Consider the following 22,442-nt stretch of genomic DNA (forward strand, 5'->3'; position numbering starts at 1 on the left):
GCCCGGCTGTGCCGGACCGCGCCGCGGCACCCGCTCCGTCCTGTACCGTCCCGCTCCGGAGGAGATCACCTGTGCGCCTGTCTGACCTGCGCGGACGTTCCGTCGCCGTCTGGGGCACCGGCCGGGAGGGCCGGGCGGCCGTGACCGCGATCGCCGCGCACGGGCCGGCGCGGCTGGTGGCCGTCGACGACAGCGCCAACTTCCTCTCGCTGCCCTGGGACGGGCCGCTGGCCGAGGCGGCGCCGCTGGTCACCGGCGAGGAGGGCTTCGAGCGGCTGGCCGCCGCCGACGTGGTGGTCCGCTCGCCGGGGGTGCCGCAGACCCACCCGTGGCTGGTCGAGCTGCGGCGCCGCGGCGTCACGATCACGCAGGGTACGGCGCTCTGGATGGCCGACCACGCCGACCGGACCGTCGGGGTCACCGGCAGCAAGGGCAAGAGCACCACGTCCAGCCTCATCAGCCACCTGCTGAACGCCGTGGACCGGCCGAACGTCTTCGGCGGCAACATCGGGGTGCCCACGCTGGACCTGCCCGAGGCCGACCTGTACGTGCTGGAGCTGTCCAGCTACCAGTGCAGCGACCTGACCGACTCACCGCGGGTCGCGGTGGTCACCGCCCTCTTCCCGGAGCACCTCGACGCGCACGGCGGGGAGGCCGAGTACTACCGGGACAAGCTGAACCTGATCGCGTACGGGCCGCGGACCGTGGTGGTCAACGGCAACGACCCGCGCCTCGCCGTCGAACTGGGCGACCGGGCGGCCGTCCGTGCCGGGCGGCCCGACAGCGTGCACGTCGCGAGCGGCCCGGACGGGACGCCCTGGTTCCACCTCGCCGACGAGCCGCTCTTCCCGCGCGCCGTGCTGCCGCTGGTGGGCCGGCACAACGAGGGCAACCTCTGCGTGGCGCTGGCCGTGCTCGACGCGCTCGGCGTGGACGTGGTCGACCGGCGCGACACCCTGGCCGTGGCCGTGGCGGGTTTCCAGGGGCTCGCCCACCGGCTCACCGAGATCGTCGACCCGTCGGGGCTGACGTTCGTCGACGACACGCTCGCCACCAGCCCGTACGCCGCCATGCACGCCATCGACGCGTACGAGGGGCGGCCGCTCACGGTGATCGTCGGCGGCACCGACCGGGGGTTGGACTACTCCCCGCTGCGGGAGCACCTCGCCGAGCGCGAGATCACCGTCATCGGCATCCCCGACAGCGGCCGCCGGATCGTCGAGGTGCTCGCCGGGCTGCCGAAGGTCCGCACCGAGGTGGTCGACGAGCTGGTGGACGCGGTGCGGCTGGCCCGGGAGCTGACGCCGCCCGGCGGGGTGGTGCTGCTCTCGCCGGCGGCGCCGAGCTACGGCCGGTTCCGCAACTTCGAGCACCGCTCGGAGGTCTTCGCCCAGGCCGTCCGCGACACCGCCGGCTGAGCGGGGACGGATCGTGGCGGTTCACCTGGCGGTCGACCCCCAGCGGCTCGTCGTACGGCTGAGCGGGATGGACCGGCTCTGGGCCCTGTCGGCCGGCGTGGTCGTGCCCACGGCCGCGGTCACCGGGGTGCGAGCGGTGTCCCGCGACGAGGCGGTGGCGCGGGGCGGCGGCTGGCGGCTGCCGGGCGCCCACCTGCCCGGCGTGCTGCGCGTGGGCACCTTCGTCTCCCGTTCCACCGGCCGCTCGTTCTGGTGCGTGCATCGCGCCGAGCGGGTGCTGCTGGTCGAGCTGGACGGAGAGCCGTACGACCGGCTGGTGCTCGAAGTGGAGGATCCGGACGGGGTGTCGCGGGCCGTCGCCCGCGCCCGGTTCCGCTGACCGGAACCGCCTGCCGGCCGCGTCCGCCGACACCGCCACCCGGCCGCGACCGCCGACCGCTTCGGCCACCGTCGTCAGCCGGCCGCGTCGGCCGGCCGCGTCAGCCGGCTGCGACGGTGGCGTGCAGGGCGCGCATGGAGCGGATCGCCGAGCGGATCTCCTGCAGGTAGCGGCCGGGGGTGAGCGCCGGCTCGGGCAGGCGCGTCAGGTCGGGCAGCGCCGGGTCGACGCCCACCGTGTCGATCCCGCAGCGGTACGGCACGGCCAGCGTCCGCAGCGCGTCGCAGTGCTGGAACGGCACGTAGATGGGTGCCGTGACCAGCAGGACCTCGTCGGCCGGTGCGAGCCGCGCGTGCCCGGCCCAGAAGCGCTGGGTGTCGGCGGTGTGGGCGCGACGGCGTTCCGGTTCGCTGGACGGCGCGGCCAGCACCCGCACCGGCGGCGCGCCGGCGGGCCGGTAGGTGCGGGAGGACCAGGAGTGGTGCGGGTGCCCGGCGTCCCGCCCGTCCTCCTCGGCCGGCCGGGTCACCCCGAACGCGAGCCGGACGGCCGCGTCGAGCGCGTCCACCTCGGTGTCGCCGCCGTCGACCCCGGCGCCGGCCAGTGTCCGCCGCTCGGCGTCGGACAGCGGCCGGAAGCTGCCCAGCACGGCCACCTCACCGGCCACCCGCACGCCCCGGCGCAGCAGGTGGGCGGCGTACGCGACCCGGCGCAGACAGGCGTGTGCCAGCCCGCCGAGCACGACCACGTGGGCGTACCGGCCCAGGGCCGGCGGCACGGCGCGGACCAGGCCCAGCGCGGCCGCGGAGTCCCGCACCTGGCGTGCGGTGGCCGGGTGGAGGTCCGGTTCCCGCGCCTCGGGCCGCTCCCGCCCGCCCCGGAAGTCCCAGTGCCGGCCGGAGAAGTCGTCCAGGCCGGCGAGCACCGCGGCGAGGTCGCCGGTGGGCCACCGGCCGCCGAAGCGCGCCACGAGGCCGCGTAGCGGCGCCGAGCCGACCCACCCGGCGATGCCCGCAATGATCACGTCCGGGTCAGGGTGCGGCGTCCCGCCCGGCAGCGGCAGCGGCACCGCCTCCCGCGCGCCGGTGACCACGATGGACGCGGGCGCGACGGTGGGCCCGGCCGGCGGCGGGGCGGAGGGCTCGGGCACGCTCGGATGGTACCGGCCGGCGCGGGAGCGGGTGGCCGGACCGAAAGGGTGCCGGCCGGTGACGCGGAAACGCTGGTCACGACGGGTCCGGCGCCACCGGGAACGGGTCCCGGACGGCGGAATCGACGGCCCTCCCGGCTTGACGGTCTGTCAGGCCCGGCGGACTCTCGCGCTACAGGCTGACACTTGCCCCCGACCAGGCGTGGTGAAAGCGTTCGATAACCGCGAACCGAAGGGTGCGACGATGACCAGCGATCTGTTGGCCCGGCACCGGGCCGTGCTCCCCTCCTGGATGCCGCTCTACTACGACGAACCGATCGAGCTGGTCTCCGGCTCGGGCCGGCGGGTGACCGACGCCCAGGGCCGCACCTATCTGGACTTCTTCGGCGGGGTCCTGACCACCATGCTCGGCTACGACATCCCCGAGGTCCGCGAGGCGGTCGAGCGGCAGCTGCGTACCGGCGTGGTGCACAGCTCCACGCTCTACCTCATCCGCCAGCAGGTCGAGCTGGCCGAGAAGATCGCCCGACTGTCGGGGATCCCGGACGCCCGCGTCTTCTTCACCAACTCGGGCACCGAGGCCAACGAGGCGGCGCTGCTGGTCGCCACCAACCACCGCCGCTCGCACCAGATCCTGGCCGTCCGCAACAGCTATCACGGCCGGTCGTACGCGGCGATGGGCGTCACCGGCAACCGCGGCTGGTCGGCCAGCCCGCTCAACCCCCTCCAGGTGGCCTGGTTGCACTCCGGCGAGCGGCTGCGCGGCCTGCTCGCCCGGCTGGGCCCCGACGAGCAGGTCGACGCCGCCGTGGAGGACCTGCGCGAGGTGCTCGCCACCCAGACGGCCGGGGACGTGGCGGCGCTGATCGCCGAGCCGATCCAGGGCGTCGGCGGCTTCGTCCACCCGCCGGACGGGCTCTTCGCGGCGTGGAAGAAGGTGCTCGACGAGACGGGCATCCTGTTCATCGCCGACGAGGTGCAGACCGGCTGGGGGCGTACGGGCGAGCACTTCTGGGGCTACCAGGCGCACGGGATCACCCCGGACCTGCTCACGTTCGCCAAGGGCATCGGCAACGGCTTCGCGCTCGCCGGCGTGGTGGGCCGGGCCGAGGTGCTGGAGTCGGTGCCGGCCATCAGCTTCTCCACCTTCGGCGGCAACCCGGTGTCCACGGCCGCCGGCAACGCGGTGCTCGACTACCTGCTCGACCACGACCTGCAGGCCAACGCCGCCCGCACCGGCGCGATCCTCCTCGACGGCCTGCGCGCCGCCGTGGCCGACCTGGACTGCGTGGCCGAGGTACGCGGCAAGGGGCTGATGCTCGCCGTCGAGTTCGTCCACCCGGGCAGCGCCGAGCCGGATCCGGCCCGGACCGCCCGCGTGTTCGAGGCGTGCCGGGAGGGTGGGCTGCTGGTCGGCAAGGGCGGCCTCTACGGCAACGTGCTCCGGATGGGCCCACCGCTCACGCTCACCGAGGAGGAGGCCCGCGAGGGGCTGGCCATCCTCGTCGAGGCGATCCGGACGGCGGCGGGGGTGCCGGCATGACCCTCATCGGGCACTTCGTGGAGGGCAAGCGGTTCGTCGGCACGTCGGAGCGGCGCGGTGACGTCTTCGACCCGGCCACCGGGCGGCGTACCGGTGAGGTGGCGCTGGCCTCGACCGCGGACGTGGCGGTGGCCGTCGAGGCCGCGGCGCGCGCGGCCCGGTCCTGGCGGGACGCGTCGCTGGCGAAGCGGAGCGCCGTGCTGTTCGCGTTCCGGGAGCTGGTGCACGCGCGGCGCGACCGCCTCGCCGAGGTGATCACCGCCGAGCACGGCAAGGTGCTCGCCGACGCCGCGGGGGAGGTGCAGCGCGGGCTCGAGGTGATCGAGTACGCCTGCGGCATCCCCTCGGCGCTGCGCGGCGCGTTCAGCGAGAACGTCTCCACCGAGGTCGACTCGTACACCCTGCGGCAGCCGCTCGGGGTGGTCGCGGTGATCTCGCCGTTCAACTTCCCCGTCATGGTGCCGCTGTGGTTCGTGCCGATCGCTGTGGCCTGCGGCAACGCGGTCGTGCTCAAGCCGAGCGAGAAGGACCCGAGCGCGGTGCTCCTGCTGGCCGAGTGGTTCGCCGAGGCCGGCCTGCCCGACGGCGTGCTGAACGTGGTCAACGGCGACAAGGAGGCGGTCGACGCGCTGCTGGACCACCCGGAGGTGCGGGCGGTGTCGTTCGTCGGCTCCACCCCGATCGCCCGGTACGTCTACCAGCGCGGCACGGCGGCCGGCAAGCGGGTGCAGGCGCTGGGCGGCGCCAAGAACCACATGGTGGTGCTCCCGGACGCGGACCTCGACCTCGCCGCCGACGCGGCGGTCAACGCGGGCTTCGGCTCGGCGGGGGAGCGGTGCATGGCGATCTCCGCGCTGGTCGCCGTGGAGCCGATCGGCGACGCGCTGGTCGCGCGGATCGCCGAGCGGATGGCGGGGCTGCGTACCGGGGACGGGCGGCGCGGCTGCGACATGGGACCGCTGGTGACCGCGGCGCACGCGGCCCGGGTCCGCTCCTACGTGGAGGCGGGGGTGGCGGCCGGCGCGGTCGCCGTGGTGGACGGCCGGGACGTCCAGCCGGACGGCGACCCGGGCGGGTTCTGGCTGGGACCGACCCTCTTCGACCGGGTCACGCCGGAGATGTCGATCTACACGGACGAGATTTTCGGGCCGGTGCTGAGCGTGCTCCGGGTCGGGTCGTACGCCGAGGCGCTGGAGCTGGTCAACGCGAACCCGTACGGCAACGGCACGGCGATCTTCACCAACGACGGCGGCGCGGCCCGCCGGTACCAGCACGAGGTGGAGGTCGGCATGGTGGGCATCAACGTGCCGATCCCGGTGCCGATGGCGTACCACTCGTTCGGCGGCTGGAAGTCCTCGCTCTTCGGCGACCTGCACGCGCACGGTGAGGACGGGGTGCGCTTCTTCACCCGTGCCAAGGTGGTCACCAGCCGCTGGCTCGACCCCCGGCACGGCGGGGTCAACCTCGGGTTCCCCACCCAGAGCTGAACGATCCGCGACGCGCGGGGCCCGGTCAGGTGCGCCTGACCGGGCCCGGCCGCGTTTCGGCGGAGGATGTCGTGGACGGACGGTGGATAACGGTTCGGTTCCCAGGTCTTGAAGTCCGCGCCCCACTGCCGTAGAAATTCTTCAGCAACACTGAGTGAACTGAAGAGAATCAACAGTTCCCCCTGCGCCTCGTACGGCGGCCGCCACCCCCATCAACCGACGGCCGCCCGGCCCGAACCGAGGAGAGAGCATGAACAGGCGTGACATCCTGCGGCGGACCGCCGCCGCGGGTCTGCTGGCCACTCCCGCCGCCGGTCTGCTGGCCGGCTGTGCCACCGGTGGAGGTGGCGACGACGACGCCGGCGACACCTACAAGGGCACGAAGAGTGACCAGAACCCGCTGGGCGTCAAGGAGGACGCGCCGCTGGAGGTGGTGATCTTCAACGGCGGGTTCGGCGAGGAGTACGCCAAGGCCCACGAGGCCATGTACAAGGAGAAGTACCCGAAGGCCGAGATCAAGCACTCCGCGACGCAGGAGATCAACAAGACGCTCCAGCCGCGGTTCGTGGACGGCACCCCGCCGGACGTGGTCAACAACTCCGGCGCCGGGCAGATCGACTTCAACGGCCTGGTCTCCCAGAACGCCATCGCCGACCTCGGCGACCTGCTCAACGCGCCGAGCCTCGACATCCCCGGCAAGACGGTGAAGGACACCCTCCTGCCCGGCGCCGTCGAGGTCGGGTCGTACGACGGCAAGTTCCTCGTGCTCAACTACACCTACACCGCGTACGGCATCTGGCACTCCACGAAGCTCTTCGCCGACCGCGGCTGGTCGTACGCGAAGACCTGGGACGAGCACATCGCGCTCTGCAAGCAGATCAAGGCCGCGGGCATCGCCCCCTGGACGTACGCGGGCAAGCACCCCCGCTACATGAGCTGGCCGCTCATCGCCACCGCCATCAAGTTCGGCGGGCCGTCGGTGGCCACCGCGATCGACAACCTCGAGCCGAACGCGTGGAAGTCCGACGCCATGAAGGCGGCCGCCGACGCGTGGCACCAGATCGTCAAGGACAAGTACATCCTCGACGGTTCGCCGGGCCTGGACCACGTGCAGTCGCAGACCGCGTGGTGCCAGGGCAAGGCGGCCTTCATCTCCTGCGGCTCCTGGCTGGAGAGCGAGCAGAAGAAGGTCACCCCCGAGGGCTTCAACATGACGATCCAGCCGACGCCGAGCCTCGGCAGCGGCGACAAGCTGCCGTTCGAGGCGATCCGCGGCACCGCCGGCGAGCCGTTCATGGTGCCGGCCAAGGCCAAGAACCTCGCCGGCGGCCTGGAGTACTTCCGGGTCATGCTGTCGAAGAAGGGCGCCCAGGACTTCACCCGCAAGGTCTCCAGCCTCACCATCGTGGCCGGGTCCACCGAGGGCGTCGACCTGCCGTTCGGCCTCGCGTCCGTCGTGAAGGCGCTGGACGCCTCCGGCAGCAACGGCTTCAACTGGGTCTACAACAACTACTACCGGAAGCTGGAGCGCGAGCTCGTCGACGCGGCGTGCGGCGAGTTCTTCAGCGGCCGCATCGGCCCGGCCGAGTTCCTCGACCAGTGCCAGAAGGGCGCCGACTCGATCGCCCAGGACAGCTCGATCAAGAAGTACAAGCGGACCGCGTGACGTCCGGCCGGTGGGGGCGGGCCCGGCGCCGTCCCCACCGGTCCACCGCTTCCGGGAGTAGGTCCTCGTGAGACATGGCAAGTACCCGCTGATCGTCACGTTCCTCGTGCCGCCGGTGCTGCTCTACGTCATCTTCGTCGTGTCGCCGTACCTCCAGGCGTTCCAGATCTCGACCACCGACTGGCTCGGCTACTCGGCGGAGGCCGACCCGGTGGGGCTCGCGAACTTCGAGACGCTGCTGCACGACGGGCGGGTGTGGAACGCGCTCAAGAACAACGCGCTGCTGCTCGCCATCGTGCCGGTGCTGACGATCGGGCTCGGCCTGTTCTTCGCCACGATGCTCAGCATGGGTGGCCGCAAGGGCCGGGCGGGGGTCACCGGCGTGCGCGGCACCGCCGTCTACCGGATGGTCTACTTCTTCCCGCAGGTGCTCTCGGTGGTCATCATCGCCCTGCTCTGGAAGGAGGTCTACCACCCCAACAGCGGCCTGCTCAACGGCGCCCTGCGCGCCGTCGGCCTGCCCGCCCCGACCTGGCTGGGCGACCCCCGGACGGCCTTCTGGTGCGTGCTCGCGGTGATGGTCTGGGCCAACGTCGGCTTCTACGTGGTGCTCTTCGGCGCGGCCATGTCGGCCATCCCCCGCGACATCTACGAGGCGGTGCTGCTCGACGGCGCGTCCCGGTGGACCACCCTGCGGCGGATCACCATCCCGCTGCTGTGGGACACCGTGCAGGTGGCCTGGATCTACCTGGCGATCGCGGCACTGGACGGGTTCATCCTCATCCAGCAGATGACCAACGGGGGGCCCAACTTCTCCTCCGACGTCATCGGGCTGCGGATGTACGAGACGGCGTTCGGCAGCGAGAGCAAGTTCGGGTACGCCTCCGCGATCGGCGTGGTGCTGTTCTTCCTGACCCTGTCGGTGGCGGTGCTGGCGCTGCGGGCCGCCCGGCGTGATCGGATCGAGTACTCGTGACCATTCTCGACAAGCCCGCGTCCGAGGGCACCGCGGCGGGTGACCGCCGGGCGTCGCGGGACCGGAAGCCCCGCCGCGAGACCGGTGCCGCCAACGTCTTCTCGCACGGGTTCCTGCTGGTGTGGGGCGCCCTGACCGTCCTGCCGCTGCTGTGGATGTTCCTCAGCTCGTTCAAGAGCGACGGGGAGATCCTGTCCGACCCGTGGGGGCTGCCCGGCGCGCTGCGGTTCGAGAACTGGGCGCGGGCCTGGACCGAGGCGCACATCGGCCGGTACTTCCTGAACAGCGCCATCGTGGTGGCCGGGTCGCTGACCCTGACCATGCTCCTGGGCGCCACGGCCGCGTACGTCTTCGCCCGGTACGAGTTCCGCGGCCGGCAGGTCGTCTACTACCTGTTCGTCGGCGGGATGATGTTCCCCGTCTTCCTGGCGCTCGTGCCGCTGTTCTTCGTGGTGCGCAACGCCGGCCTCTTCGGCACGTGGACGGGGCTCATCCTGGTGTACGCGGCGTACTCGCTGCCGTTCACGGTCTTCTTCCTCACGGCGTTCTTCCGGACGCTGCCGACGGCGGTCGCCGAGGCGGCGCTCATCGACGGCTGCGGCCACTTCCGGCTCTTCTTCCGGGTGATGCTGCCGATGGCCCGACCGGGACTGATCAGCATCGCGATCTTCAACTTCCTGAGCCAGTGGAACCAGTTCATCCTGCCGCAGGTGCTCATGCAGGGTGACGACTCCAAGTGGGTGCTGGCGCAGGGACTCACCGCGCTCGCGGTCAGCCAGGGCTACCAGGGTGACTACAGCGGCCTCTTCGCCGGCCTGACCATCGCCACGCTGCCGGTGCTCGCGGTGTACGTGCTCTTCCAGCGCCAGGTGCAGGCGGGCCTCACGGCGGGCCAGCTCAAGTAGGCGGGGCCACATCCGCGCGCGAGTGACCGCTTCTGACCACCAGGGCGGTCGGGGTGGGCGCCGGAAGATCGTGCTGGATCCTGGAAACGGGCCTCTCGCGCCGTGTCGGAGGGCACTGCATCCAGGATCCTGCGCGATCCCACGTCCGCATCGCCCGCGAGTCCCCGGCGCCGTGCGCACGGCGCCGGGATGGCGCGGGGTTCAGGTGGCGCCCGGGACGGCGCGGGGTCAGGTGGCGGTCGGCACCAGGCGGGTGTGCAGGGCCACCGGGTCGTCCACCTCGGGCAGGTCGCGGGCGGCCAACCAGGCCGCGGCGGCGGCGCCGTCCCCGGCCGAGCGCAGCGGCGCGTCCGGCCAGCGCCGGGCCGCCTCGACCCGGACGGCGGCGGCGAGCGGGGTGTCGCCGGTCAGCAACCCGCCGCCGAGCACGAGCGGGCTCGTCGCGCCGGCCGGCCGGATCCTGCTCACGCTCGCCACGAGATGACCGGCCGCAGCGGTGATCAGCTCGGCGCCGGCGGGCTCCCCGGCCAGCGCGGCGGCCACGACGTGCGGCGCGAGCCGGGCCAACTCGACGGGCGGTCGCCGGGTGACCGCCTGGATCAGCGCGTCGACGGTGTCGCGGGGGCGGGGGGCCACCTCGGGGGCGCCGAGCAGGTCGGTGAGCACCTGGCGGCCGAGGGGCGTGGGCGCGCGGCCGGCGTCCAGGTCGGCCAGGAGCCCGCGGACCGCCTCCCGGCCCAGCCAGAAGCCGGAGCCGGCGTCGCCGAGCAGCCATCCGTGCCCGTCCGCCACGCGGTCCAGCCGCAGGTCGCGTACCTCGGCGGCGATCGCCCCGGTGCCGGCGACGAGCACCGTGCCGTCGGGGGCGGCCGTGCCCGAGGCGTACGCGACGAGGGCGTCGCCGTGCACGGCGTACGGGCAGCGCAGCCCGGCGTCGTGCCACGCCCGGTCGAAGGCGGCGCGCCCGGCCGGGTCGGCGAGCAGCCGCCCCGCACCGGCCAGGCCGATGGCGCCCGCCCGCACCCGCGCCGGGTCGACCCCGGCGAGCGCCCCGCGCAGCGCGGTGAGCAGTTCCGCCGCCGCCCGCTCGGCGCCGTGGCTGGTCGGGTTCCCGCCCCCGCCCCGGCCGGTGCCCAACCGCTCCCCGTCGAGCGTCAGGGCGGTGGCGCGGGTGGACGTACCCCCGATGTCGAGCCCGACCACGACGCTGCCGGACACCGGCGCCACCTCCTCGATCAAAGTCGCATTCATGCTGGTCGCCCCGCCGATGCGAGGCAAGGTCGGCACGGCGCGGCGGGCTGTGCGCCAGGTAACAGTTTGAAAACTTCGACCACGCCCGTTGACACGGAGGGGCCTTCAGTAAGAACTTTTACCACTAACAGTTAACAGTCTTATCGGAAAGGCGTCCCATGGTTGATCACGAGGTGGACACCACCGCGGGGACCGCGGTGGTCGACGCCGACGGATCCGACCGACGGGCCGCTCTCGGTGCCGCCTCCGGCGGCGTGCTCGCCCGGGTCCGCGCCGGCCTCGGCGAGCTGACCGGGGCGCTGCGCCGGGTCGCCGAGCACGTGCTGAGCGACCCGGAGAGCGCCGCCCGCTCCACGATCGTCGAGCTTGCCGAGCGGAGCGGCACCTCACCGGCGACCGTCACCCGGTTCTGCCGGGCCATGGGTTTCGAGGGGTACGCCGACCTGCGACTCGGCATCGCCGCGGAGACCGGCCGCGCCCGCTCCGCCGGCTGGACCGTCGACATCGGACGCGAGATCCAGCCCACCGACCCCCTCGCCCGGGTGCTCGACCAGATCATGGCGGCGGACACCCGCGCCATGCACGACACCGCCGCGCTGCTCGACCTCGCCGAGGTGGAGCGGGCCGCGGTGGCCATCGCGGGCGCCTCCCGGGTGAACATCTTCGGCGCCAGCGGCAGCGCCCTGGTGGGCGAGGAGATGCAGTTCAGCCTCCACCGCATCGGGGTCGCCGCGTGGGCGTGGAACGACGTCCACGAGGGACTGGCCGCCGCCGCGCTGCTGCGCCCCGGCGACGTGGCGCTCGGCATCTCGCACACCGGGCAGACGCGGGAGACCATCGAGATGCTGGCCGAGGCCGGCAGCCGCGGCGCCACCACGGTCGCCCTCACCGGCTTCCCCCGCTCGCCGCTGGCCGAACTGGCCGACATCGTCCTCGTCACCGCCAGCCAGGCCACCACCTTCCGGCCGGACGCCCTCAGCGCCCGTCACCCGCAGCTGGTCGTGCTCGACCTGCTCTACATCGCCGTGGCCCAGCGGACCCACGACCGCGCCCACGCGGCCTTCCGGCGTACCGCGCAGGCCGTGGACGGGCACAAGGCCGCGAAGGGAGCCGCCTCGTGATCAGCGCTCAGCGCTACGCGGACACCGTCCGGCCGGTGCTCGACCGGCTGGTCGACACCCAGGCCGACGCGATCGCCCGGGCCGCCGACCTGATCGCCGCGAGCCTGCGCGCCGGCGGGGTGCTCCAGGCCTTCGGCGCCGGCCACTCCGAGGCGTTCGCCGCCGAACTGGTCGCGCGGGCCGGCGGGCTGGTCCCCAGCAACCGGCTCTCGGTCCACGACCTGGTGCTCCACGGGGACGCGCCGCGCGACGTGCTCGCGGACCCGAAGCTGGAGCGCGACCCCTCCATCGCCCACCAGATCTACGCCCTCGCGGCACCCCAGCCGCGGGACGTGTTCGTGGTGGCGTCCCAGTCCGGCATCAACGGCTCGGTCGTCGAGCTCGCGACGCTGGTCACCGGGCGCGGTCATCCGTTGATCGCGGTCACCTCGGTCGAGCACACCGCACGGGTCGCCCCGCGGCACCCGTCCGGCCGGCGGCTCGCCGACCTCGCCGACGTCGTGCTGGACAACGGCGCGCCGTACGGCGACGCACTGCTGCCGCTCGAGGGCGGCGGCGCGGTCTGTGCGGTCTCCTCGGTCACCACCGCGCTGCTGGCGCAGTTGCTGACCGCGGAGGTCGTACGACGGTTCCACCAGGCCGGGGAGGTACCCCCTATCTACCTCTCCGCCAACGTCCCCGGCGGGGACGAGCACAACCTCGCCCTCGAGTCGCGGTACGCCGGGCGCCTCCGGCGGACCGCCTGACCCGAATCTCACAAGGAGAGACGACGATGTCCGTTACCCCCGAGAACCCGGCAGAGCTGAGCCGCCGGACCGTGCTGCGCCGGGCCGCCGCGGCGGGCCTGCTCGCCACCCCCGCCGCCGGGCTGCTGAGCGCGTGCGTGGCCGGTGGCGACGACGAGCCGACCGAGCAGGCGGCCGGCGAGAAGTCCGCCGACAACCCGCTGGGCGTCAAGGAGGACGCGCCGCTGGAGGTGGTCATCTTCAACGGTGGCCTCGGCACGAAGTACGCCACCGACGTGCACATCCCGTCGTACAAGAAGAAGTTCCCGAAGGCGGAGGTGAAGTTCTCCCAGACGGAGGAGGTCGCCACCGTCCTGCAGCCCCGGTTCACCAGCAACACCCCGCCGGACATGGTCAACAACGCCGGCTCGAAGCTGATGGACCAGGGCGCGCTCGTGCAGGCCGGCCAGGTGCAGGACCTCACCGAGCTGTTCGACGCGCCGTCGCTGCACGACCCGAACACGAAGGTCAAGGACACCCTCATCCCGGGCACCGTCGAGCAGGGCACGTTCAACGGCAAGCCGTACGTGCTGAACTACGCCTTCACCGTCTTCGGCCTCTGGTACGACGCGGCGCTGTTCGAGAAGAACGGCTGGACGGCCCCCAAGACCTGGGCCGAGTTCACCGCCCTCTGCGACAAGATCAAGGCGGCCGGCATCACCCCGTACTCGTACGCCGGGGCGAACGCCTCGTACTACCAGTACCTGGTCATCCTGACCAGCGCCGCCAAGATCGGCGGGCCGGACGTGCTGAAGAACATCGACAACCTGGAGGACGGCGCCTGGCAGGCGGAGCCGGTCAAGCAGGCCGCGGCGGCCTGGGCCGAGATCGGCGCCAAGTACGGCAACAAGGCGCACCTGGGCCTCAAGCACACCGAGGTCCAGCTCCAGCAGAACCAGGGCAAGGTGGCGTTCTACCCGAGCGGGTCGTGGCTCGAGAACGAGCAGGCCAAGGACACCCCGCCCGGATTCAAGTACGCCGTCATGCCGACGCCGAGCGTCACCGCCGCCGACAAGCTGCCGCAGACCGCGATCTACGCGGCGGCCGGCGAGATGTACTTCGTCGCCTCGAAGGGGAAGAATCCCCGGGGTGGCATGGAGTACCTGCGGCACATGCTCTCGAAGGACGGCGCCCGGGGCTTCACCGAGCTCACGAAGGTGCTCACGGTGGTCAAGGGCGCGGTCGACGGCATGGAGATCTCGCCCGGTCTCACCAGCGGCAACCAGATGCTCTCGGCGGCGGGCAGCGACTACTTCGCCTACCGCTTCGACACCTGGTACAAGAAGCTCGACGACGAGTGCCGGGCCGCCACCAACGAGCTGATGTTCAACGGTGGCACCGCCGACAAGTTCTGCGAGCGCATGCAGAAGGCCGCCGACGCGGTGAAGAAGGACTCCTCCATCGAGAAGTTCAAGCGCTGAGTCGCCGGTAGGACACGAGCGGAGGCGGCAACAATGCGGCACGGCAGGTACCCGTTCATCATCGGCTTCCTGGCGATCCCGGTCGCGATCTACGTGACCTTCGTCATCGGGCCGTACGCCCAGGCGTTCTATCTCGCCACCACCAACTGGCGGGGAGTGAGCGCCAACCCGAAGTTCATCGGACTGGAGAACTTCGAGCGGCTGCTGTCCGACGACATCTTCTGGAAGGCGATCCGGCACCACGGGCTCCTGCTGCTCGCCATGCCGCTGCTCACCATCGCCATCGCGCTCTTCTTCGCCTTCATGCTCAACGTGGGCGGGGGGAGCCGGGGCGGCGTCATGACCGGGGTCTGGGGGTCGAAGTTCTACCGGGTGGTGTTCTTCTTCCCCCAGATCCTGGCCGTGGTCATCGTCGGCGTGATCTTCAGCCGGGTGTACGCCCCGGACGACAGCGGCCTGCTCAACGGCGCGCTGGGTCTGTTCGGCATCGACCCGGTGCTGTTCATGGCCAACCCGAACATCGCCCTCTGGTCGATCATCGGCGTGCTCGTGTGGCAGGCGGTCGGCTTCTACGTGGTGCTCTTCTCCGCCGGCATGGCGTCGGTGCCGAAGGACATCTACGAGGCGGCCACCATCGACGGCGCGGGCCGGGCCGCCATGTTCTTCCGGGTCACGCTGCCGCTGCTCTGGGACACCCTCCAGGTGGCCTGGGTGTACCTCGGCATCGCGGCGTTCGACGCGTTCGCCATCGTGCAGGTGCTCTCCGTGGACCAGGGCGGGCCGGACGGCGCGACCACCGTGCTCGGCATGGAGATCTACCGCAACGCGTTCAGCTACTCCCAGTTCGGCTACGCGTCGGCGATGGGCGTGGCGCTGTTCTTCCTGACGATCACGTTCGCGGCGCTCACCCTGCGCGTCAGCCGGCGTGACACGATCGAGCTGTAAGGCGGGGTCCGCAGATGACCACAGAAATGGCACCGAGCGCACCGGTGGCCCCGGCCGGCACCGGGAAGGCCGGCACCAGGGCCGGCACGCCCGCCGTCCAGCGGCGCCGGGAGGTCGGCCTGCTCAGCGGCCTCGGGCACGTCGCCCTGGCGGTGTGGGCGATCCTGGTGATCGCGCCGCTGCTCTGGACCATCCTGGCCTCGTTCAAGAGCAACACCGAGATCTTCCTCGGCAACCCCTTCGCGCTGCCGAAGGAGTTCAGCTTCGACAGCTTCGCGCGGGCGTGGACCGAGGCGAACGTCGGGCGGTACTTCCTCAACAGCGTCCTCGTGGTGTCGCTGAGCACGGCCGGCACCATGCTCTTCGGCGCGATGGCCGCGTACGTGCTGGCCCGGTACCCGTTCCCCGGCAACCGGGTGATCTACTACCTGTTCGTCTCGGGCCTGGCGTTCCCGGTCTTCCTCGCCCTGGTGCCGCTCTTCCTGATCGTCAACAACCTGGGGCTGCTCAACACGTACACCGGGCTGATCCTGGTCTACATCGCGTACTCCCTGCCGTTCACCGTCTTCTTCCTGGCCGCCTTCTTCAAGACGTTGCCGCAGTCGGTGGCGGAGGCCGCGATGATCGACGGTGCCTCGCACACCCGGCTCTTCTTCCAGATCATGGTGCCGATGGCCCGGCCCGGCCTGGTGAGCATCGCGATCTTCAACATCATCGGTCAGTGGAACCAGTACCTGCTGCCGGTGGCGCTCATGCAGGGCCAGGGCGCGGACGCCAAGTGGGTGCTCACCCAGGGCATCGCCAGCATCTCCACCTCGGCCGGCTACGAGGCGGACTGGGCGGCGCTCTTCGCCGCGCTGACCCTCTCCATCCTGCCGATGATCATCGTGTACGCGATCTTCCAGCGGCAGATCCAGTCCGGACTCACCTCCGGCGCCGTGAAGTGAGTCGAGGCCCCCTCTCCGCGCCCGGTGCGCGGGAGGGGGCCTCGCACGGTCAGCTCCGGGTGACCACCTCGTCGGAGGCGAGGCTCTCGGTGCGCTGCCGGATCAGGGTGCGCAGACGCTCGGCGTCGCTGGTGGCCGTCGCCGCGTCGTACCCGTCGACGGTGGCCAGGACCGCGCCGATCGCGTCCACGGTGGCCAGCGCCGTGCCGTTCCCGTAGACCTCCTGGTAGAGGCCGCGGTAGGCGTCCTCGTACACCTGCCGGAACGTCTCGCTGGCGAGGAAGCGTTCCTTGAGCGCGTGCCCGGCCCCCTGCGGACCGGCCCCCTGCGGACGGTCGCCGGCCGGCCCGGCACCTCCCGGCCCGGCACCTCCCGGGCCGCCGTCGCGACCGGCGTCCCCGCCGGGCGGCGTGGTGTCGGCCGGCGGCTCGGCGGCCTGCTCACCGCCGTTCGTGCCGGCGCCGGCGGGGCCCTGCGTGCCGCCGCCCCGGAAGCCACCGCCGCCGAGCCGGCCCTGATCGAGCGGGCCTTGGGCGGCGTCGCCGCTGAAGGCGAGGTTGTAGTCCCAGCCGATCACCGTGAACCTCTTCGTGCCGAGGTCGTACCAGAGGTAGTAGTTGCGGCCGGGACCGGACATGTCGTCGAAGTTCAGCATGAGGTTCTGCCAGGCCACGTACCGGGCGAAGGACGCCACGTCGAGCCGGTCGGCGAGGTGTTCGTCGAACTCGGCGTCGCTCGCGGTGCCGACCCACCTGATCAGGTCGATGACCGGTTGCAGGTCCTGGCTGCCCTTCATGGTGACCTGCGCGAAGTCGTCGGCGTAGGCGGTCGGGTCGTCACCCTGGTCGGTGAACTGGCCGGTGGCCAGCGACTTGTACAGCACCCCGGGACCGTCGAAGTCCTCGGCGAAGTGCGCGTCGGGGTGCTCCACGACCAGCCGTGCGGTGGTCGGCCGGTCGTTGACGGTGAAGCTGGTGTACGCGTACTCCTGCGCCACCTCACCGGCGCCGGCCAGCAGGTCGAGGGCGAGCGCCTCGTTGAGAACGGTGGAGCCGGCGCCCATGCCGGCCACCCGCACGGCGATCTCCCGGTGCCCCTGGTAGCGGCGGCCGTCGACGTACTCGTCGAAGCGGATCAGCCAGGGCAGCGTCTCGGGCTCCTCCGCCTTGAGCGACGACCGGCCGAAGCCGCCCGGGACGCCGACCCCGCCAGCCGGTGCGCCGACCCCGCCAGCCGGTGCGCCCTGACCAGCCGGTCCGTTCTGACCAGCCGGTCCATCCTGAGCGTCCGGCGCGCCCTGGCCGCCCGGCTCCGCCCGGCCCTCCGGCGCACGCCGGCCGCCCGGCCCAGCCTGGCCGCCCGGCCCGCCGGCGCCCGGCCGGCTCTGGCCGTCGCGGGTCAGGCTGCGCAGCGTCGAGTTCCCCTTGAGCCGGATCCCGACGCTGGGGACGGCGGTCCCGTCGATCACCAGGTCGGCCTCGATGTACTCCTTCTCGCCCTCGTCGTAGAAGGCGTCCAGCATCCGTTGGTAGTCGGCCTCGCGGAAGACCAGTTCGATGCGGTGCGCCACCGTCTCGTCGAACAGGTCCACCGTGCCGGCGACGTCCTGGGTGACCTGGTCACCGCCGGTGTCGCTGCCGCTGGTCACGTAGGGCCGGATCCGCACCGTGCTGACGGCGACGGTGAGCACGAGCAGGAACGCGAGGCAGCCGGCCAGGAACCTCCAGTAGTGCCGGACCCGGACCGGGATCCGGTGCCTCAGCCGCATCACAGGTCCGTCTGGTCGTAGCCGGTCAGCACGGTCACCCGCTGGCCGCCCGTCCGCTCGGCCAACGCGTTGATCAACTCGCCGGGCTCGGTGCCCTTCTTCAACCGCACCGTGTACATGATCTCGGTGAGCGCCCCGCCCCGGATCGTCTCCATGCTGACCAGCTCGAACTCGCTGGTGTGGCGGATCAGCACGTCCTGGATGGACTCGGTGTGGTTGCCGGTCGGCGGCACCTGCACCTTGACGACCTGCCGTTGGACGTGTGAGGCGAACCAGTTGAACCGGTACATGAGCACGACGACCAGGCTGATCGCGACCGCCGCGACCACGGCCAGCGTGTAGAAGCGGGTGCCGCAGGCCATGCCGACGCCCATCACGAGGAAGATGAATCCGACGTCCCGGGTCTCCTTGATGGCGTTGCGGAACCGCACCACCGACAGCGCGCCGACCAGGGCGAACGCCCGCGCGATGTTCGAGCCCACCACCAGCATGATCAGCGAGATGAGCATGCCGAGGATCACCAGCGTCTGCACGTACGACTGGCTGTACGAGACGTTGCGGTGCGTGAACCGGTAGACCCAGCCGATCACGGCGCTCAACACGAAGGACAGCCCCAGGGCCAGGACGATGTCACCGACGCTGAACGTGCCGGACAGGTCCTGCAATTCGAACGGCATGATCTCAGGCCTCACTTCTCGCGTACGGGGGGACGGCCGCGTCGGCGGCCGGTTCGTCGGTGACGTGGAAGATCGAGCGGGGCGCGCGGCCGAACGCCTCGATGCTCTGGCAGTACTTGGACATCCGGACGACGGACAGGTTCGCGCGCGCGGCCAGGTCGGTCAGCCAGTACGGCACCCGCTCATTGGCCTTGATCTCCAGCACCGAGAACGTCGCCGGGACGATGAGCCGGTTCTCGGCGTCGGCGCCGAGGTGGAAGTCACGGTCGCGGCCACGGACCCGGTGGTCGAGCGTCACCCGCAACCCGACGTCGGAGTCCCGGCCGACGAACGCCTCGCGCTGGTAGCCGGTCATCGCGACCGGTCGCAGGTCCAGACCGCAGACCAGTTCGAGGACCTCGTCGAGGAACGCCCGCTCGCCCGGGGCGTGGTCGACCATCCGCCGCCCGTCGCACAGGTCGCGGGCCAGCCGGTACGGCAGGGCGACCCGGCGTTTCTGGGTGACCCGGTTGACCCGCTGCTTGATCTCGACGTGGACCGTGCTGTCGTCGGTGACCGTCGACCGGTCCCCGTAGTGGCGGACGCGCAGCTTGCGGCGGAACCGCAGGCCCTCGATCTTCTCCCAGTAGAAGCGGAGCTGGTCGGTGTCGTAGTAGACGCTCCACACGCCGTACCCGGTGCCGCCGCCGTGGCTGTCGCGGTCCATGCGGGCGGCGAGCCGCTGCCGCAGCGCGGCCACGTCACCGGTCGGCACCAGGTACTTGATCTCGTACCGGTTGAAGGCGTGCAACCGGCTGGGCGCGCGCAACGCGTGCCCGGCCCGGTCGTGAGCGCGGTCCGGGTCCGGCTCCCGTCCGGCGGGCGGCGCCGGGTCCGGTGACACCTCCTGATCGGGGTCGCGGGACAGGGCCCGGTGGAGCCACGTGCGCATCAGGTGCTGGCCAATCTGTGGGGGACAGGGACCAGCGAATGCAAGCAGGCGTGGCTATGGATCAGCTTTGGATTGCGGATGAACCAGCGGTGAACAGAGGCACACGGCGTGCGCCGCCGGCGGCCGGACGCGGCGCGCGGGCGGCGCGCGTCCAGGAGTGTCGGTCGGGCGAGGCAGAATCGCGTTCGTGCTGGTGGCGGTGGTGGCGGACGAGGTCGGCGGCGGTGGGGTGCTCCAGCCGCTCGACGCGTCCGGCCGTGTCGTCGGCCCGCCGGAGCCCGTGGCCGACCTCGCCGCCGCCGTGGCCGCGCGTGAGAGCGCCGAGCGCCCCCGCTGGGTCTGGGCCTCCGGGGCGGCCGTCTACCCGGCGCTGCTGCGCGCCGGCGTCCGGGTCGACCGCTGCCACGACGTGGAGCTGACCGAGGCGCTGCTCCTCGGCCACGCCGGGCGGTGGGGTGAGCCGCGGTCGCTCGCCGCCGCCTGGGCTCGGCTGACCGGAGCGCCGGTGCCCCCCGACCCGCCGCCGCGACCGGCGGCGCCTCCGGGCCTCGGCCAGGGCGCGCTGTTCGACACCCCGGCCGGGCCGCCGGGCCCCGGCATCGACGCCCTGGTCCGGGTGTACGCCGACCAGCTCGCCCGGATCACCGCCACCGCGCATCCCGGCCGCTTCCGGCTGCTGGTCGCCGCCGAGTCGGCCGGCGCGCTCATCGCCGTCGAGATGGGCGCCGCCGGGCTGCCCTGGCGGGCCGACGTGCACGACGCGATCCTCGCCGAGCTGCTCGGCGAGCCGTCTCCGGTGGGCGGGCCGCCCCGCCGCCTGGCCGAGCTGGCCGCCCGGATCGCCGACGCGTTCGGCGTACGCCAGCTGCACGCCGACTCCCCGGCCGAGCTGCTGCGCGCGTTCGCCCGGGCCGGGGTGGAGCTGCCCAACACCCGGGCCTGGGTGCTGCGCGGGGTGGATCATCCGGCCGTGCCGCTCGTGCTGGAGTACAAGGAGCTCTACCGGATCTGGACGGCGCACGGCTGGGCGTGGCGCGAGCAGTGGGTGCGTGACGGCCGCTTCCAGCCCGAGTACGTCCCCGGCGGGGTGGTCTCCGGGCGGTGGGCGACCCGGGGCGGCGGGGCGTTGCAGATTCCCAAGGTGATCCGGCGGGCCGTCGTGGCCGACCCGGGCTGGCGTCTCGTCGTCGCCGACGCCGGCCAGCTGGAGCCCCGGGTGCTCGCGGCGGTCTCCGGCGACGCCCGGCTCGCGGCGGCCGGCGGTGCCGGCGACCTCTACGCGGCGCTGGCCCAGGACGCCTTCGGCGGCGACCGGGCCCGCGCCAAGGTGGCGTTGCTCGGCGCCATGTACGGCCAGACGGGCGGGGCCGCCGTGCCGGCGCTGGCGGTGCTCAAGCGCAGCTACCCGACGGCGTTCGGCTACGTGGAGGCGGCGGCCCGCACCGGCGAGGCCGGCGGGCTGGTCCGCTCCTGGTTGGGGCGCACCTGCCCACCGAGCTCGGTCGGGTTCGCGGATCCGGGCGACGGGGCGCCGGACCCGGACGGGGCGGGCGACCCGGGAAGCACGCGGGCCCGCGCGGCCCGGGGCCGCTTCACCCGCAACTTCGTCATCCAGGCCACCGCCGCGGAGTGGGCGTCCACGCTGCTCGCCACGTTGCGCGGCGAGCTGGCCGGCACGGACGCCGAACTCGTCTTCTTCCAGCACGACGAGGTGATCGTCCACGCGCCGGCCGCGCAGGCGGCGGAGGTGGCCGCGGCGGTGAGCCGCTGCGGCGAGCGGGCGACCGCCCTGCTGTTCGGCGACACCCCGGTGCGCTTCCCGCTGGACCTGTCGATCGTCGACTGCTACGCCGACGCCTGAGGGGCACCTGGTTCCGCCGGACCGGCCCGCGACCGACGGGCGGCCCGTCAGTCGGCGACGTGCACGACGATCTTGCCGCGGCGTTTGGCCGTCTCCAGGGCCTCGTAGCCGGCGCGGGTCTCGCGCAGCGGCAGGACGCGGTCCAGCACGGCCCGCAGTCGTCCGTCGTCGACGAGTTCGGCGATGGACCGCAACGCGTCCCCGTCGGGCTCGACGACGAAGAACACCCCGCGTACGCCGTACCGGGCCGCCTCCTGCTCGTCCGGCGGAGTGGCGGTGGTGACGAGGACGCCGCCCGGCCGCAGCACCGACCAGGACCGCGACTGCGTGTCCCCGCCGACGGTGTCGACGACCACGTCCACGTCGCGGACGTGGTCCTCGAACCGGTCGTGCGCGTAGTCGATCACCTGCTCGGCGCCCAGGTCACGGACGAAGTCCAGGTCGCTGGCGGCGGCCGTGGCGCTCACCCGGGCGCCGAGGGCGGTCGCGAGCTGCACCGCGTACATCCCCACGCCGCCGGCGCCGCCCTGCACGAGCACGTGCTGGCCGGCCTGGAGGCCGGCGTGGGTCACCAGGGCCTGCCAGGCGGTCAGCGCGGACAGGGGGAGTGCCGCGGCGTGGTCGTGGTCGACGGTGACCGGTTTGGCCGCCACGACGGCCGCGGGCACGGTGACGTACTCGGCGGCCGCGCCGTCGCGGGTGAAGGGGATCAACCCGTAGACGGCCTCCCCCTCGGCGGGGCTGCGCACCCCCTCGCCGGTCGCGGCGACGACTCCGGAGAACTCGTGCGACGGGACGATCGGCGTGCGCTCGGACCCTGACCCGTCGAAGCTGTCCGTCCAGGTCGCCCCCCAGGTGAGCTCGTGCGGTGTCATGGATGCCGCCTTCACGGCCACCAGCACCTCGCCCGGCCCGGGCTCGGGCCTCGGCGCCTCCTCGTACACGAGCTGTTCCGGGCCGCCCCTGCGGTGTGCCCTCACGGCGTGCATCGTGCTCATCCGGGTGTTGCTCCTTCCCGACCCGTACGGTCTGCCGGTGCCGACCGGTGCGCGCGTATTCCCGCGCTGGCCCCCGCTACCCCGATGATCATGAGGTCTGCGGGGCCGCCGGAGATCGAATCCGTCGCCAACCTCATGATCGACGAGGGCGGGCTCCCGGGGATGAAGCGATGCATAACAGTTGCACTCTTTTTCCCTTTCGCCCCGCTACCC

At 72.5% G+C, this 22,442-nt stretch carries 19 protein-coding genes; 13 read left to right on the forward strand and 6 right to left on the reverse strand.

The window, feature by feature from the left end:
• Positions 1 to 71 precede the first annotated feature (71 nt).
• The gene (gene murD / locus OG994_RS03345; protein ID WP_120326656.1) at positions 72 to 1,418 is read left to right on the forward strand and encodes a UDP-N-acetylmuramoyl-L-alanine--D-glutamate ligase; all 1,347 of its coding nucleotides are present in this window, start codon (positions 72 to 74) and stop codon (positions 1,416 to 1,418) included.
• Positions 1,419 to 1,431: 13 nt separating this feature from the next.
• Positions 1,432 to 1,797: a PH domain-containing protein gene (locus tag OG994_RS03350; RefSeq protein WP_328852148.1), complete on the forward strand. Its 366-nt coding sequence runs from the start codon at positions 1,432 to 1,434 to the stop codon at positions 1,795 to 1,797.
• A 100-nt stretch (positions 1,798 to 1,897) separates the two neighbouring features.
• On the opposite strand, the gene OG994_RS03355 is transcribed toward OG994_RS03350, so the two are convergent.
• Entirely contained in the window at positions 1,898 to 2,947 is a 1,050-nt protein-coding gene (locus OG994_RS03355; RefSeq protein WP_328852149.1) for a hypothetical protein, read from the reverse strand.
• A gap of 244 nt (positions 2,948 to 3,191) precedes the next feature.
• On the opposite strand from OG994_RS03355, the gene OG994_RS03360 reads away from it, so the two are divergent.
• From OG994_RS03360 to OG994_RS03380, 5 genes are all read left to right on the forward strand, one after another.
• Positions 3,192 to 4,490 carry an aspartate aminotransferase family protein gene (locus tag OG994_RS03360; protein WP_328852150.1) on the forward strand — a complete coding sequence of 433 codons (1,299 nt, stop codon included), beginning with the start codon at positions 3,192 to 3,194 and terminating at the stop codon, positions 4,488 to 4,490.
• Complete coding sequence (locus tag OG994_RS03365) at positions 4,487 to 5,977, forward strand: CoA-acylating methylmalonate-semialdehyde dehydrogenase (RefSeq protein WP_328852151.1); 1,491 nt, start codon at positions 4,487 to 4,489, stop codon at positions 5,975 to 5,977. The genes OG994_RS03360 and OG994_RS03365 overlap by 4 nt, the downstream gene beginning before the upstream one ends.
• Positions 5,978 to 6,227: 250 nt before the next feature.
• Complete coding sequence (gene ngcE / locus OG994_RS03370) at positions 6,228 to 7,643, forward strand: N-acetylglucosamine/diacetylchitobiose ABC transporter substrate-binding protein (RefSeq protein WP_120326652.1); 1,416 nt, start codon at positions 6,228 to 6,230, stop codon at positions 7,641 to 7,643.
• A gap of 67 nt (positions 7,644 to 7,710) precedes the next feature.
• Positions 7,711 to 8,619 (forward strand): carbohydrate ABC transporter permease, encoded by a 909-nt coding sequence (locus OG994_RS03375; protein ID WP_120326651.1) that lies wholly within the window; start codon positions 7,711 to 7,713, stop codon positions 8,617 to 8,619.
• Positions 8,616 to 9,524, forward strand: coding sequence for a carbohydrate ABC transporter permease (locus tag OG994_RS03380; RefSeq protein WP_120326650.1), 909 nt, complete (start codon positions 8,616 to 8,618; stop codon positions 9,522 to 9,524). The genes OG994_RS03375 and OG994_RS03380 overlap by 4 nt, the downstream gene beginning before the upstream one ends.
• A gap of 228 nt (positions 9,525 to 9,752) precedes the next feature.
• On the opposite strand, the gene OG994_RS03385 is transcribed toward OG994_RS03380, so the two are convergent.
• Entirely contained in the window at positions 9,753 to 10,742 is a 990-nt protein-coding gene (locus OG994_RS03385; RefSeq protein ID WP_328853651.1) for an N-acetylglucosamine kinase, read from the reverse strand.
• Positions 10,743 to 10,933: 191 nt separating this feature from the next.
• On the opposite strand from OG994_RS03385, the gene OG994_RS03390 reads away from it, so the two are divergent.
• The 5 genes from OG994_RS03390 to OG994_RS03410 are packed head-to-tail and all read left to right on the forward strand — an operon-like array spanning position 10,934 to position 15,994.
• Positions 10,934 to 11,896, forward strand: coding sequence for a MurR/RpiR family transcriptional regulator (locus OG994_RS03390; protein ID WP_120326649.1), 963 nt, complete (start codon positions 10,934 to 10,936; stop codon positions 11,894 to 11,896).
• Positions 11,893 to 12,642 carry an SIS domain-containing protein gene (locus tag OG994_RS03395; protein ID WP_328852152.1) on the forward strand — a complete coding sequence of 250 codons (750 nt, stop codon included), beginning with the start codon at positions 11,893 to 11,895 and terminating at the stop codon, positions 12,640 to 12,642. Before OG994_RS03390 ends, OG994_RS03395 begins: the two co-directional genes overlap by 4 nt.
• Before the next feature lie 26 nt (positions 12,643 to 12,668).
• Positions 12,669 to 14,102, forward strand: coding sequence for an N-acetylglucosamine/diacetylchitobiose ABC transporter substrate-binding protein (gene ngcE, locus OG994_RS03400; RefSeq protein ID WP_120326647.1), 1,434 nt, complete (start codon positions 12,669 to 12,671; stop codon positions 14,100 to 14,102).
• A gap of 33 nt (positions 14,103 to 14,135) precedes the next feature.
• Positions 14,136 to 15,047 (forward strand): carbohydrate ABC transporter permease, encoded by a 912-nt coding sequence (locus tag OG994_RS03405; protein WP_120326646.1) that lies wholly within the window; start codon positions 14,136 to 14,138, stop codon positions 15,045 to 15,047.
• 14 nt (positions 15,048 to 15,061) lie between these two features.
• Positions 15,062 to 15,994 carry a carbohydrate ABC transporter permease gene (locus tag OG994_RS03410; RefSeq protein WP_120326645.1) on the forward strand — a complete coding sequence of 311 codons (933 nt, stop codon included), beginning with the start codon at positions 15,062 to 15,064 and terminating at the stop codon, positions 15,992 to 15,994.
• Between the two features lie 49 nt (positions 15,995 to 16,043).
• On the opposite strand, the gene OG994_RS03415 is transcribed toward OG994_RS03410, so the two are convergent.
• The 3 genes from OG994_RS03415 to OG994_RS03425 are packed head-to-tail and all read right to left on the reverse strand — an operon-like array spanning position 16,044 to position 19,370.
• Positions 16,044 to 17,762 (reverse strand): CotH kinase family protein, encoded by a 1,719-nt coding sequence (locus OG994_RS03415; protein WP_328852153.1) that lies wholly within the window; start codon positions 17,760 to 17,762, stop codon positions 16,044 to 16,046.
• The gene (locus tag OG994_RS03420; RefSeq protein WP_328852154.1) at positions 17,762 to 18,439 is read right to left on the reverse strand and encodes a DUF4956 domain-containing protein; all 678 of its coding nucleotides are present in this window, start codon (positions 18,437 to 18,439) and stop codon (positions 17,762 to 17,764) included. Before OG994_RS03420 ends, OG994_RS03415 begins: the two co-directional genes overlap by 1 nt.
• A gap of 4 nt (positions 18,440 to 18,443) precedes the next feature.
• Entirely contained in the window at positions 18,444 to 19,370 is a 927-nt protein-coding gene (locus tag OG994_RS03425; RefSeq protein ID WP_120326642.1) for a polyphosphate polymerase domain-containing protein, read from the reverse strand.
• Positions 19,371 to 19,557: 187 nt separating this feature from the next.
• Between OG994_RS03425 and OG994_RS03430 the strand changes: the two genes are divergently transcribed.
• The gene (locus OG994_RS03430; protein WP_407942560.1) at positions 19,558 to 21,231 is read left to right on the forward strand and encodes a bifunctional 3'-5' exonuclease/DNA polymerase; all 1,674 of its coding nucleotides are present in this window, start codon (positions 19,558 to 19,560) and stop codon (positions 21,229 to 21,231) included.
• A 47-nt stretch (positions 21,232 to 21,278) separates the two neighbouring features.
• On the opposite strand, the gene OG994_RS03435 is transcribed toward OG994_RS03430, so the two are convergent.
• Positions 21,279 to 22,229, reverse strand: a complete 951-nt coding sequence (locus tag OG994_RS03435) for an NADP-dependent oxidoreductase (RefSeq protein ID WP_328852155.1) — start codon at positions 22,227 to 22,229, stop codon at positions 21,279 to 21,281.
• Positions 22,230 to 22,442: the final 213 nt, after the last annotated feature.

Origin of the sequence: Micromonospora globbae, from assembly GCF_036184225.1 — a bacterium.
Taxonomy (GTDB): Bacteria; Actinomycetota; Actinomycetes; order Mycobacteriales; family Micromonosporaceae; genus Micromonospora; species Micromonospora globbae.